This window comes from Chthonobacter rhizosphaerae, from assembly GCF_013839525.1.
In the GTDB taxonomy this organism is placed as follows: domain Bacteria; phylum Pseudomonadota; class Alphaproteobacteria; order Rhizobiales; family Pleomorphomonadaceae; genus Chthonobacter; species Chthonobacter rhizosphaerae.
Map to the genome: position 1 here is coordinate 230,491 of NZ_JACDIS010000003.1, position 12,705 is coordinate 243,195.

General features: G+C 70.9%; 13 protein-coding genes and 1 riboswitch. Of the genes, 6 read left to right on the top strand and 7 right to left on the bottom strand.

Annotation, left to right across the window (positions count from 1 at the left end):
* Window positions 1-380 precede the first annotated feature (380 nt).
* The 5 genes from gcvPB to HND91_RS07320 form a co-directional block, all read right to left on the bottom strand.
* Window positions 381-1,976, bottom strand: coding sequence for an aminomethyl-transferring glycine dehydrogenase subunit GcvPB (gcvPB, locus tag HND91_RS07300; protein WP_181705891.1), 1,596 nt, complete (start codon window positions 1,974-1,976; stop codon window positions 381-383).
* Complete coding sequence (gene gcvPA / locus HND91_RS07305; protein WP_181705892.1) at window positions 1,976-3,319, bottom strand: aminomethyl-transferring glycine dehydrogenase subunit GcvPA; 1,344 nt, start codon at window positions 3,317-3,319, stop codon at window positions 1,976-1,978. Before gcvPA ends, gcvPB begins: the two co-directional genes overlap by 1 nt.
* A gap of 47 nt (window positions 3,320-3,366) precedes the next feature.
* Window positions 3,367-3,738: a glycine cleavage system protein GcvH gene (gcvH, locus tag HND91_RS07310; protein ID WP_181705893.1), complete on the bottom strand. Its 372-nt coding sequence runs from the start codon at window positions 3,736-3,738 to the stop codon at window positions 3,367-3,369.
* A gap of 111 nt (window positions 3,739-3,849) precedes the next feature.
* Entirely contained in the window at window positions 3,850-5,031 is a 1,182-nt protein-coding gene (gcvT, locus tag HND91_RS07315; RefSeq protein ID WP_181705894.1) for a glycine cleavage system aminomethyltransferase GcvT, read from the bottom strand.
* 186 nt (window positions 5,032-5,217) lie between these two features.
* A riboswitch (glycine riboswitch) is annotated at window positions 5,218-5,306 on the bottom strand.
* A gap of 366 nt (window positions 5,307-5,672) precedes the next feature.
* A complete protein-coding gene (locus HND91_RS07320; protein ID WP_181705895.1) occupies window positions 5,673-6,248 on the bottom strand; it encodes a hypothetical protein in 576 nt (191 codons plus the stop codon).
* 171 nt (window positions 6,249-6,419) lie between these two features.
* Here HND91_RS07320 and ispH point away from each other — a divergent pair, with 171 nt between their 5' ends.
* The 5 genes from ispH to HND91_RS07345 all read left to right on the top strand — a co-directional run bounded on the left by ispH (window position 6,420) and on the right by HND91_RS07345 (window position 10,373).
* Window positions 6,420-7,376, top strand: coding sequence for a 4-hydroxy-3-methylbut-2-enyl diphosphate reductase (gene ispH / locus HND91_RS07325; protein WP_246329342.1), 957 nt, complete (start codon window positions 6,420-6,422; stop codon window positions 7,374-7,376).
* Between the two features lie 55 nt (window positions 7,377-7,431).
* Window positions 7,432-8,412: a homoserine kinase gene (locus HND91_RS07330; protein ID WP_181705897.1), complete on the top strand. Its 981-nt coding sequence runs from the start codon at window positions 7,432-7,434 to the stop codon at window positions 8,410-8,412.
* On the top strand, window positions 8,409-8,882 hold the full coding sequence (gene rnhA / locus HND91_RS07335) for a ribonuclease HI (protein ID WP_181705898.1): 474 nt from the start codon (window positions 8,409-8,411) through the stop codon (window positions 8,880-8,882). Before HND91_RS07330 ends, rnhA begins: the two co-directional genes overlap by 4 nt.
* A 49-nt stretch (window positions 8,883-8,931) precedes the next feature.
* On the top strand, window positions 8,932-9,867 hold the full coding sequence (locus tag HND91_RS07340) for a diacylglycerol/lipid kinase family protein (protein WP_181705899.1): 936 nt from the start codon (window positions 8,932-8,934) through the stop codon (window positions 9,865-9,867).
* 113 nt (window positions 9,868-9,980) lie between these two features.
* Window positions 9,981-10,373: a GFA family protein gene (locus HND91_RS07345; RefSeq protein WP_181705900.1), complete on the top strand. Its 393-nt coding sequence runs from the start codon at window positions 9,981-9,983 to the stop codon at window positions 10,371-10,373.
* A gap of 177 nt (window positions 10,374-10,550) precedes the next feature.
* Here HND91_RS07345 and HND91_RS07350 read toward each other — a convergent pair whose 3' ends face one another.
* On the bottom strand, window positions 10,551-11,036 hold the full coding sequence (locus HND91_RS07350; RefSeq protein ID WP_181705901.1) for a peroxiredoxin: 486 nt from the start codon (window positions 11,034-11,036) through the stop codon (window positions 10,551-10,553).
* Between the two features lie 89 nt (window positions 11,037-11,125).
* Window positions 11,126-11,947 carry a protein-disulfide reductase DsbD domain-containing protein gene (locus tag HND91_RS07355; RefSeq protein WP_181705902.1) on the bottom strand — a complete coding sequence of 274 codons (822 nt, stop codon included), beginning with the start codon at window positions 11,945-11,947 and terminating at the stop codon, window positions 11,126-11,128.
* A 164-nt stretch (window positions 11,948-12,111) separates the two neighbouring features.
* On the opposite strand from HND91_RS07355, the gene HND91_RS07360 reads away from it, so the two are divergent.
* Window positions 12,112-12,702 carry a YqgE/AlgH family protein gene (locus tag HND91_RS07360; RefSeq protein ID WP_181705903.1) on the top strand — a complete coding sequence of 197 codons (591 nt, stop codon included), beginning with the start codon at window positions 12,112-12,114 and terminating at the stop codon, window positions 12,700-12,702.
* The last annotated feature ends 3 nt before the right edge of the window (window positions 12,703-12,705 follow it).

Consider the following 12,705-nt stretch of genomic DNA (forward strand, 5'->3'; position numbering starts at 1 on the left):
AAGACGACCCCTTCCGGCCGGCTTCGCCGGCCACCTTCCCCTGAGGGGAAGGATGGGCGTGGTGGCTTCGGGTGAGGGGGAGGAGAAAGACGCCCCCTTCCGGCCGGCTTCGCCGGCCACCTTCCCCTGAGGGGAAGGATGGGGTGCGGTCGCTTCGGGTGAGTGGGAAGAGAAAGACAACCCCTTCCGGCCGGCTTTGCCGGCCACCTTCCCCTGAGGGGAAGGATGGGCGTGGTCGCTTCGGGTGAGCGGGGAAGAGAAAGACGACCCCTTCCGGCCGGCTTTGCCGGCCACCTTCCCCTGAGGGGAAGGATGGGGTGCGCTCTTCGTTGGCGAGGTGCGACGGGCCGCTGTTTTTGGCGGCCCGTCGCGAGGGAGGGTTATTCGGCGGCTTCGGCCCTGCCCTCGTCGGCCGGGTCGGACCAGACGAGCTTGGGCTGGCGGGCGGCGCGGGTTTCGTCGAGGCGGCGGCGGGGGGCGAGGCGGGGGGCGGACTTGAAGTCGTCCACGGCGCCGGCCTTGGCCTTCCCGGCGAGGTGCCGGAGGGTGCCGATGAACTGGTCGAGGCTCGCCTTCGATTCCGACTCGGTCGGCTCGATCAGCATGGCCCCGTGCACCACCAGCGGGAAGTACATGGTCATCGGGTGATAGCCCTCGTCGATCATCGCCTTGGCGAAGTCGAGCGTGGTGACGCCGGTGCCGTCGAGGAAGCGGTCGTCGAACAGCACCTCGTGCATGGCCGGCCTATCCTCGAAGGCCACGGTCATGACGTCGGACAGGCGCGCCTTCACGTAGTTGGCCGAGAGGACCGCGTCCTCCGACGCCTGGCGCAGGCCGTCGGCCCCGTGGCTCATCATGTGGGTGAGCGCGCGGACGAACATGCCCATCTGGCCGTGGAAGGCGGTGATGCGGCCGAAGGGGGTCGCGGTGTCGCCCGCCTGCTTGCGCGTCTCCACGAACTCGCCGGAGCCGTCCGGATTGAAGCGCACGAAGGGCACGGGCGCGAACGGGGCGAGCTTTTCCGACAGCACCACCGGACCTGCGCCCGGACCGCCGCCGCCGTGGGGCGTGGAGAAGGTCTTGTGCAGGTTGATGTGCATGGCGTCGACGCCGAGATCGCCCGGCCGCACCTTGCCGACGATGGCGTTGAAGTTGGCGCCATCCGCGTAGAAGTAGGCGCCCGCCTCGTGGACGGCGTCCGCGATGGCGACCACGTCGCGCTCGAACAGGCCGCAGGTGTTCGGGTTGGTCAGCATGATGGCGGCGACGTCCGACGACAGGCGCGCCTTCACGGCCTCCGGATCCACGGTGCCGGCCTCGCGGGCGGGCACCGGCACCACCTTGAAGCCGAGGGCGGCGGCGGTGGCCGGGTTGGTGCCGTGAGCCGATTCCGGCACGAGCACGATGGACCGCGTCTCGCCCCGCGCCGCGATCGCCGCCTTGATGGCCGCCATGCCGCAGTATTCGCCATGGGCGCCCGCCTTCGGGCTCATGGCGACGCTCGCCATGCCGGTGAGCTCCAGGAGCCAGCGGCCGAGCTCGGCGATGAGGTCGACGGCGCCCGGCACGGTGGAGAGCGGCTGCAGCGGGTGCACGTCGCCGAAGCCGGGCAGCCGGGCGAGCTTCTCGTTCAGCCGCGGGTTGTGCTTCATGGTGCACGAACCGAGCGGATAGAGGCCGAGGTCGATGGCGTAGTTCTGGCGGGAGAGGCGCACGTAGTGGCGCATGGTCTCCGGCTCCGTCAGGCCGGGCAGGCCGATCGGGGCCTTGCGGGCGTGGGCGCCGAGCCGGGACTGGAATTCGCCCGGATCCTCCACGTCGACGCCGGTCGCCTCCAGGCGGCCGGTCTCGAAGATCAGCTTCTCCTCCACGTCGAGCCCGCGGTTGCCGGTGAAGGTCTTCGGCGCGGCGGTCTCCGGGCCGCCAGCCGGGCCGGCGGTGGGGGCGGTCGGGCGTCCTTGCGTGTTCATGGCCATCACAGCACCTCCTTCAGCGCCGTCACGAAGGCGGCCCGGTCCTCGTCCGTGTTCACTTCGGTCGACGCGACGACCAGGAGGTCGTCGAGATCGGTTCGCTTGGGCTCCAGCCGCGAAGCCGGGACGCCGCCGAGCACGCCCTTGCGGGCGAGCTTTTCCACCACCTCCGCGGCGTTCGCCGGCAGGCGCACGGTGAACTCGTTGAAGAAGGTGTCGTTGAGCACCGTCACGCCGGGGACGGCCTTGAGGGCGTCGGCGAGCTTCACCGCGTTGGCGTGGTTGAGCCGGGCGAGGCGGGTGAGGCCGGTCTCGCCGAGGAGCGTCATGTGGATGGTGAAGGCGAGCGCGCAGAGGCCCGAGTTGGTGCAGATGTTGGACGTCGCCTTGTCGCGGCGGATGTGCTGTTCGCGGGTGGAGAGCGTGAGCACGAAGCCGCGCTTGCCGTCCGCGTCCACGGTCTCGCCGCAGAGCCGGCCGGGCATCTGGCGGATGAATTTCTCGCGCGTGGCGAAGAGGCCCACGTAGGGGCCGCCGAAGGTGAGCGGATTGCCGAGGGACTGGCCCTCGCCGACCACGATGTCGGCGCCCTGGGTTCCCGGCGGCTCGACGGCGCCGAGGGAGACCACTTCGGTGAAGACCGCGATGAGGAGCGCGCCGACGGCGTGGGCCTTCTCGGCGATCGGCTTCAGGTCGATCAGGTGGCCGTAGAAGGACGGCGACTGGACGACCACGCAGGAGGTCTCCCCGTCGATGCGGGCGAGCAGGTCCTCCGTGCCGGTCGGGTCCGGATCGAGGGTGTCGATCCGGTCCTCGGCCATGCGCGAGACGGTGCGCATGACGCCCCGATAGTGCGGATGGACGCCGCCGGACACCACCGCCTTGTTGCGGCGGGTGATGCGGTGGGCCATGGCCACCGCCTCGGCGGCGCCGGTGGAGCCGTCGTACATGGAGGCGTTGGCCACCTCCATGGCGGTGAGCCGGCTCACCTGGGACTGGAACTCGAACAGGACTTGCAACGTCCCTTGAGACACTTCCGGCTGATAGGGCGTGTAGGAGGTGAGGAACTCCGAACGCTGGATGAGATGGTCCACGGTCGCCGGCACATGGTGCCTGTAGGCGCCCGCGCCGACGAAGAACGGGACGGAGCCCGCCGGCACGTTCCTGGCCGCGAGCGCCGCGAGCTTGCGCTCCACGGCGATCTCGGACTGGTGCAGCGGCAGCGCCGGAAGGCCGGTGAGCCGCTTGTCGGCGGGCACGTCGGCGAACAGGTCGTCGATGGAGCCGACGCCCACGGCGCCGAGCATCTCGGCCCTGTCGGCATCGGTGAGGGGAAGGTAGCGCATGGGGGACGGGTCCTTGGAGGGTCGCGGGACGGTCGCGCGGCGGCTGGTCAGAGGCTCGCCGTGTAGGCGGCGTAGGCGTCGGCATCCATGAGATCGCCGAGGTCGGCCTCGTCGGCGATCTCCACCTTGAAGAACCAGCCGTCGCCCTCCGGGGCCTCGTTGACGAGGGCGGGCGTGTCGGCGAGGGCCTGGTTGGCCTCCGCGATGGTGCCGGTGACGGGCGAGAAGACGTCGCTCGCCACCTTCACGCTTTCCACCACGGCGGCATCCCCGCCCTTGGTGACGGCCCGCCCGGGGTCGGGCAGGTCGACGAACACCACGTCGCCAAGCTGGGCCTGGGCGTAGTCGGTGATGCCGACCGTCGCGACCTTGCCCGCAACGTCGATCCACTCGTGGTCCTTGGTGTAGAGACGCGCCATGGGGGAGTTCATCCTCTGCTGCAGAGTCAGGTTCTGGTTGCAGTATGCTGAATTCATTATTTGTTTACGGTCCCGTTCACGCGCCGCGCGGCCCGTGATGCGGGCCGGACTTCACGTGCCGCGATAGAAGCGGGCCGGCACGAAGGGGAGCGGCACGACCTCCGCCGGCAGCACCTTGCCGCGCACGAGAAGGCCGATCCGGGTGCCGGGCGCCGCGTGGGCGGCGGCCACGTAGCCCATGGCGACGGGGCCGTTCACCGTGGGGCCGAAGCCGCCGGACGTGACCGTGCCGATGGGCAGGCCGTCTTCGGAGAGGATCTCCGCGCCTTCCCGGGCGGGCGCCCTGCCCTCCGGCCGGATGCCGACGCGCCGGCGCGGCGCGCCGTTGGCGATCTGCTCGGCGATGACGTGGAAGCCCGGGAAGCCCCCCTCCTGCCGCCGGCGCTTCTGGATGGACCAGGTGAGGCCGGCTTCGACGGGCGTGGTGGTGGTGTCGATGTCGTGGCCGTAGAGGCAGAGGCCGGCCTCCAGGCGGAGCGAATCGCGCGCGCCGAGGCCGATGGGCTTCACGTCCGGGTCGGCGACGAGGGCGGCCCAGAGATCGGCGACGCGATCGTCGGCGACGGAGAGTTCGAACCCGTCCTCGCCGGTGTAGCCGGACCGGCTGGCGTGGACCGCGATGCCGGCGACGGTGGCGGGGCCGGCCGTCATGAAAGGCCAGGCGGCCACGTCGGCGCCGAGGCGGGCGAGCACGTCCACGGCCTTCGGACCCTGGAGCGCGAGGAGCGCCCGGTCCTTGACGGGCACGAGAGTGACGCCCGCCGGCAGGTGGTTTTCGATGTGGGCCATGTCGGCGGCCTTGGTGGCGGCGTTCACCACCAGCATCAGGGTGCCGTCCTGGCCGTCACCGGTTTCCTCGCCAGCGTGGGGGCGGTGGACCATCAGGTCGTCCAGGATGCCGCCGTGAGCGTCGAGGAGCTGGGTGTAGCGCTGGGCGCCGGGCTTGAGGCCGAGGATGTCGGCCGGGACCAGGGCCTCCAGGGCGGCGGCGGTCGTCGCGTGGTCGGGGCCGGCGAGGATCGCCTGGCCCATGTGGGACACGTCGAACAGGCCGGCGCCGGCGCGGGTGTGCAGGTGTTCCGCCAGGATGCCCTCGTACTGCACCGGCATCAGATAGCCGGCGAACGGCACCATCTTGGCGCCGAGCGCCCGGTGGGCGGCCGCGAGCGGCGTCGTCAGGAGGGGCGTCTCGGAGGTGGTGACGGTCGGCAGGGGGGCGGCCGAGGAAGTCATCGGGTCGGGCTCCACGGGTCGGGCTCCACGTCAGGTTGGCGTCGAGGGGACAACCCCCGACACGCCCCCTCTGTCGCACGACCTGAGAGATTTCCCGTTCCGCGCCGGATCGTCCGCTGCGGCCGGTTACTCCGTCGGTGAGCCGGCCCGCGGTTTCCCGCCCGCCGTCTGCTTTCCAGAGCGTCACACGCCGCAGCGGTCCTTTTGCCTGAGAGTTTCCGGGGCGGTTGCTCCTTCGGCGCCGGGTCGGACCCGGTCTCTCCCGCGCGGCGACACGAGACCCTTCTGAGATACTGCGAGATCACCTATTGGGCAATAGGATCAGGCGATGATTTGTGGGCGGGAGGGCGAAGAGGCGGGGATAAGGGGTGAAGATGAGCGCGGAGGCGGAGGGATCGGGTGTGAGGGCGTCGAGCTTCGCCGCTCGGAGAGGAAGGCGCCCAATCCTCCGCCGCCATGGTCCGCGCAGGCGGAACACCCCCGCATGGGGCGGTCCGAAGCGGGCGACGTCCGGTTGACGGGTCGGCGGGCGGGGAATGCGTGGGTGGTCCGCCTACGCGGACCATGACGGGCGGCGGCGGTCGACGGGCGGCGGTGGTAGGGCGGGCGCGGTCGTGATTTCGCGCCGGCCGCGCTCCCGATCAGCTCTTCGCGCCGGTCTCGTCGAAGCCGACGTAGATGACGTAGCGGGACTGGCCGGCGTCGGGCGGGACGACGACGTTCTCGACGATCTTGGACCAGTTGGTGGCGGCGGTGCCCGGGGCGATCTCGGCGGGGATGACGTGGAGCTCCGAATAGAGCACCTCGTCGCCGTTGCGCACCAGGACGACGCGGACCGGCAGGTTCACCTGGCCGGTGGCGCCGGAGGGGCCGGCGAGGAGGCGGCCGGCGACGCCGACGCGCACGGCGGTGCCGACCTCGCTGGTGCGGCAGTCGCGGGAGAACTTGGAGACGGTCGCCTGGAAGCGCAGGGCGGACGGGTCGTCCTGCTTGCCGCGCTCGTAGACGGGCATGACCTGGGTGCCGTCGCGGACCTGCACCTGCGGGCAGACCTCGACCGGCCGGAACAGCTCGGCGGATTCCTGCTCCTTGGCGAGGTCGCGCCCGCCGCTCATCACCGCGCCCGGGCTCATGTCGCCCACGGTGGAGCATCCCGCCAGCACCGAAACCACCGCGGCCAGCGCCGCGCCCCGAGAAAGCACGCCGATCGTCATCATGCGTCCGTCACCTCCGTCGGCGCCTCCCATAGCATGCGTTTTCCGCGAAGGCGACTCGCCGCGCCCGGCGAAAAAACCGGCGCGGGACCGTCGCTTGACAGGCCCGGCGTCACCACCTCTATTCCGACCAGACGCCGCCCACCCGTCGATGACCAAGCCCGAGGCCGTGCCTTGACCAAACCGCCGCTCTCCATCCTCCTCTGCGCCCCGCGCGGCTTCTGCGCCGGCGTGGACCGGGCGATCCAGATCGTCGACCTGGCGCTGGAGCGCTTCGGCGCGCCGGTCTACGTGCGGCACGAGATCGTGCACAACAAGTACGTGGTGGAGGAGCTGCGCCGGAAGGGCGCGGTGTTCGTCGAAGAGCTGGACGAGATCCCGGACACCGGGCAGCCGGTCGTGTTCTCCGCGCACGGCGTCGCCAAGGCGGTGCCGGAGGCGGCGCGCCTGCGCGGCTTCTTCCAGCTGGACGCCACCTGCCCGCTCGTCACCAAGGTGCACCGGGAGGCGGAGATCCACCACAAGCGCGGCCGGCACGTGATCCTGATCGGCCACGCGGGCCACCCGGAGGTGATCGGCACCATGGGCCAGCTGCCGGACGGCGCCGTGACCCTGGTGGAGACCCTGGACGACGTGGCCACGCTGGAGGCGCCGGACGGCGCGGCGCTGGCCTACACGACGCAGACGACCCTCTCGGTGGACGACACCAGGGCGATCGTGGAGGCGCTGACGGAGCGGTTCCCGACCATCACGGCGCCCCACAAGGAGGACATCTGCTACGCCACCACGAACCGGCAGGCCTCCGTGAAGGCGGTGGCCCCGAGGGTGGACGCCCTCTTCGTGGTCGGCGCGCCGAACTCGTCCAACTCCCAGCGCCTGCGCGAAGTGGCCGCGCGGGAGGGCTGCACCCGCGCCTACCTGATCCAGCGGGCGGCGGAGATCGACTGGGAGGCGGTGGGCGAGATCCGGACCGTCGGCATCACGGCGGGCGCGTCCGCGCCGGAGGTGCTGGTCGAGGAGGTGATCGACGCCCTCGCGGAGCGCTACGACGTGACGGTGGAGACCGTGCGCACCGCCGACGAGACGATCGCCTTCAACCTGCCGCGCGAGCTGCGCGCCGGCGCCGCCTGACCGGCCCGCCTCCCCCAAGCCCTTCCCGCCGCCCTTCTTCAGGAGCCAAGCCGCCATGGCGGTCTACACCGAGGTCTCGGACGACGAGCTCGCGGCCTTCCTCACCCGCTACGACCTCGGCGGCCTCGTGTCGTTGAAGGGGATCGCCGAGGGGGTGGAGAACTCCAACTTTCTCCTGCGCACGGAGACCGGCACCTACATCCTCACCCTCTACGAGAAGCGGGTGAACCCGAACGACCTGCCGTTCTTCATCGGCCTGATGGAGCACCTGGCGGCGGCGGGCATCACCTGCCCGCAGCCGGTGAAGGCGCGGAACGGCGAGGCGCTCGGCGACCTCGCCGGGCGCAAGGCGTGCATCGTGACCTTCCTCGACGGGGTGTGGGTGAAGCGGCCGACGGTCACCCACTGCCGGCAGTTGGGCGAGGTGCTGGCGAAGCTCCACCTCGCCGGGCGGGACTTCAAGATGGCGCGGCCGAACGCCCTGTCGGTCGGAAGCTGGCGGCCGCTGTTCGACCAGAGCCGCGACCGGGCCGACGAGGTGGTGCCGGGGCTGGTGGCCGAGATCGACGCGGACCTCGACGCTCTGGAGGACGGCTGGCCGGCGGACCTGCCGGCCGGCGTGATCCACGCGGACCTCTTCACGGACAACGTGTTCTTCCTGAAGGACCGGCTCTCCGGCCTGATCGACTTCTATTTCGCCTGCACCGACTCGTTCGCCTACGACGTGGCGATCTGCCTGAACGCCTGGTGCTTCGAGCCGACCCATGAGTTGAACGTCACCAAGTCGCGGGCGTTTCTGACAGCCTATGCGGAGATCCGCCCGTTCACCGACGCGGAGATCGCCGCCCTGCCGATGCTCGCCCGCGGCGCCGCCATGCGCTTCTTCCTGACCCGCCTCTACGACTGGCTGACCACGCCGGCGGGGGCGCTCGTGAAGAAGAAGGATCCTCTCGAGTATCTCCGGAAAATGCGCTTTCATCGCAGTGTCGCATCCGCCGCCGACTATGGCCTTCAGGTCGAGGGAATCGGCCGATGAGCGACGAGACCACGCTCCCGCGCGTGACCGTCTGGACGGACGGCGCCTGTTCGGGAAATCCGGGACCTGGTGGGTGGGGAGCGATCCTGCAGTGGGGCGATCGGGAGAGAGAACTCTCAGGCGGCGAGCCGGACACCACCAACAATCGCATGGAGCTGATCGCGGCCTGCTCGGCCCTGGAGGCGCTGAAGAAGCGCTGCCAGGTGGACCTGTGGACCGACAGCCAGTACGTGAAGGGCGGCATCACCGGCTGGATCCACGGCTGGAAGCGCAACGGCTGGAAGACCGCCGACAAGAAGCCGGTGAAGAACGCCGACCTCTGGCAGCGGCTGGAGACGGCGCGGCTGAACCACGAGGTCACCTGGCACTGGGTGAAGGGCCACGCCGGCCACGACATGAACGAACGCGCCGACGCCCTCGCCCGTGCCGGGATGGCGCCCTTCCTGCAGCGGCGGCGCTCGGGCACCTGAGCGCGGCACTCGCCGGGTCCGCCGCGGTGGCCGCGACGGGAGCGGCGCCATGAACGACCACGTGACGCCGCCGGGCGGCGACCTCGATCCGCTCGCCGCCGTGGCGCCGGTCACCCGCCGGGTGCTGGTGGTCGCCAATCCGATCGCGGGCGGCTTCCGCTACAAGGCCCTGGAGCGCTACGCGGCGCGGCTCGACACGCTCGGCGTCCGCGTCACGGTGTGGCTGACGCGCTATGCGGGCAACCTGACCGAGATTGCGGAGGAGCTGGACCCGGGCGTGGACACGCTGGTGGTGGGCGGCGGCGACGGGTCGATCAACGAGGCGGTGACCGGCCTGTTGCGCCGCCCGCACCCGGCGCCGGCCCTCGGCGTGCTTCCGTTCGGCACGGCGAACGTGCTCGCCCACGAACTCGCCCTGCCCTTCCGGCCGGAAGCCATGGCGGACGCCACCGTGGCGCGCCGGCTGGCGCCGCTCCACCTCGGCCGGATCGGCGACCGGCCGTTCATCCTGATGGTGTCCGCCGGCTTCGACGGCGACGTGGTGCACGCGGTGGAACCGGCGGTGAAGCGGCGCTGGGGCAAGCTCGCCTACGCGTCTGCCGCGGTGCGGCTGGCGCTGGCGGCCCAAGGGCGAGACGTGATCGTGGAGGCGGACGGCGTCACCCGCGTGTGCCGGCTGGCGGTGGTGACCACGGCGGGCTTCTACGGCGGGCCGCTCGCCATCACGCGCAACACCCACGTGACCCGGGCGGGCCTGCGCCTGGTGACCCTGTCGGACGACAGGCCGGGCACCCTGGCGGGGGCCGCCCTGGCGCTCGCCCGCGGGCGGCTCGATCGGCATCCGGCGGTGACGGACGTGGAGGTGTCGGCGGTGCGCCTCGGCGGGGCGGGCGTGAAGCTGCAGATCGATGGCGACAAGCTGGCCGCCACCGACGCCCTCATCACGGCCGAGCCCCGGGTGCTGGCGGTGGTGACGCGCCCCTGAGGGACGCGGGGCGGCCGGCAGGAGACCGGAACACCGAAGGCCGCGGGCGGTTGCGGTGACGGGCGGGGCGGTCGTGGAAAGACCGCCCGACGGAGCCGGCAAGGAGGCGCGGCATGGATTCTCTCTCGGGTGGCTGCCTGTGCGGCGACGTGCGGTTCGTGGCGGTGGGCCGCCCCTATCGCGTCGGCCTCTGCCACTGCCTCGACTGCCGCAAGCACCATGGGGCGGTGTTTCACGCCTCGGCGATCTACCCGGAGGACGCCGTGACGGTGACGGGCGAGACGCGCGACTACGCCGGGCGCTTCTTCTGTCCGCGCTGCGGTTCGTCCGTCTTCGCCCGCACCGGGGACGAAATCGAAGTGAGCCTCGGGAGCCTCGATGCCCCCGACCAGCTGACGCCGACCTACGAGAGCTGGACCATCCGGCGGGACTCCTGGCTGCCGCCCTTCCCGCTCGCCCGGCGATACGAGCGCGACCGCGACCCCGTGAGCCGGTTCGAGGACTAGAGCGCTTGCCGACCTGACGGACTCGTCCGGTCGGAAAGACATCACTCCAGGATCAATAAACAGGAGCATTCTTTCGGAGCAGGAGCATTCTCTCGGCGATCAAGTCGTGCAACCTGATCGGATAATGCTCCAGGTGGGCGGGGGCAGCGGCCCGAGGGGGCGCTGCCCGCCGCACGATCACAGCCTCTCGATGACGGCGGCGGCGCCGGAGACGGTGGCCTGGCCGGGCTTCTCCTCCACGTCGAGGGCGGTGACCTTGCCGTCCTCCACGATGGCGGCGTAGCGCTTGGAGCGGATGCCGAGCCCGCCGCCGGTGAGGTCGATGTCGAGGCCGGCCGCCTTGGTGAAGACCGCGGAGCCGTCGGCCGCGAAGGTGACCTTCTCCAGGCCGCCCGAGTGCTGGGCCCAGGCCTTCATCACATAGGGGTCGTTGACCGACAGGCAGATGATGTCGTCCACACCCTTGGCCTTGATGGCCTCGGCGTTCTCGATGAAGCCCGGCAGGTGGTTCATCGAGCAGGTGGGCGTGAAGGCGCCCGGCACCGCGAACAGCACGACCTTCTTGCCGGCGAACAGATCCGCCGTGGATTTCTCGACGGCGGCGTCCGCCGTCACGACCTTCAACGTCACTTCCGGCAGCTTGTCGCCGACACCGATCGTCATCCTGGCACCCCTTGGCTCTCTCGGATTGTCCTGCGCCCAAGCTCGCGGTTCTGCTGCGGCGCATCAGGGAAATAGCGTAGAGCGGGCCGTCAGGGAAGCGGGCGCGTCGCCTCGACGCCCCCGTCCGGGGTGGTGACGGTGAAACGCATGGGCGTGCCGGTCGTCCGCGCCGTCTTGGGCCTGCCGCCGAGGGAGAGGCTGAACACCGCGAGGTCGCCGTCCCGGCGCACGGGTTCGGGCTGGCCGATGTACCAGTCGGCCGGCGGCTCGACGAAGAGGTCGACCGTCGGGGCGGCGCCCTCCCCGGTCCGCACCCTCACCTCCACGGTCTCGGGATCGATCGCCGTGACGGCCTCGACGGCCGGCAGGAGGCCGGGCTGCTCCGGTGCGGGAACCCGGGCGAGGGCCGCGTCGACGAGGGCGGCGGCGGCCGGGTCGGCGGGAGCGGCGGGATCGAGGGTCGCCTCCAGCACGGCGGCGCCGGGCACGCAGACCTCGCGGCAGAAGCCGAATCGGAAATCGATCCGCAGGGACACGGGCCGCGCCGGATCGGCGGGCGCGACCAGGATCGGCAGCACGAGCCGGCCGTGATAGACGATGGACGTGCCGAAGCCGTCGAAGTAGCGCTCCGGCGCGGGATAGCGCACCTCGACGCCCGCCAGATTACCGCTTCCCGCCGTGTCGAGAACCGGCGGCAGCCCCGCGTCGCCCGGGTGGCGCCAGTAGGTGTGCCAGCCGTCGGCGAGGTCCATCCGCACCGCGGCGCGGTAGCGGCCGTCCGGGCCGGGGCCGCCGCCGGCGACGAGGAGGCTCACCTCCGGGTGCGGGATGCTCGGCGCGCCGGCACCCGCAACCCCCGGCAGGACGGCCAGCAGACCGGCGGCGAGAAGGCGGAACAAGACCTTAGACACGGCGGCGACGGGCCTCCCTGTTTGGCTCCGAGGGTCTATATGCTTGAAACGCACTTCCCGCGCGTCATAATGTCGTGACGATCGGCGAAGATTCATTGGTACACGGCAGCCTGTTGGCGACGGCAGCATGGTCCGTCACCCACACAAGGAGCGGGTTCTGCCCCATGGGCCAGCAGCAGACCTATCTCGACGGGCAGTTCCTGATCGCCATGCCGGGTGTGGAAGAGAGCTCGTTCGCCCGGACGGTGGTCTACGTGTGCGCCCATTCGGCCGAGGGCGCCATGGGGCTGATCATCAACAAGCCGATGGCGCACCTGTCCTTCCGGGATCTTCTGGTGCAGCTGGAGATCATCCCGGAGAGCGAGGCGATCCGCCTGCCCTCGACCGCGTCGGCCATGCGGGTGCACCGCGGCGGACCGGTGGAGACCGGGCGCGGATTCGTGCTGCACACCTCCGACTACCACCTGGAGAATTCCACGCTGCCGATCAACGAGCACGTCTCGCTGACCGCCACCCTGGAGATCCTGAAGGCGATCGCCGACGGGCGCGGTCCGGACCAGGCGCTGCTCGCGCTCGGCTACGCGGGCTGGGCGCCGGGCCAGCTGGAAACGGAGATCCAGAACAACGGCTGGCTGACCTGCGATGCCGACCCGGCGATCATCTTCGAGGCCGACCTCGACAACCGCTACGGCCTCGCGCTGGCGAGCCTCGGCATCGACCCGGCGCTCCTCTCCACCGAACTCGGCCACGCCTGACCG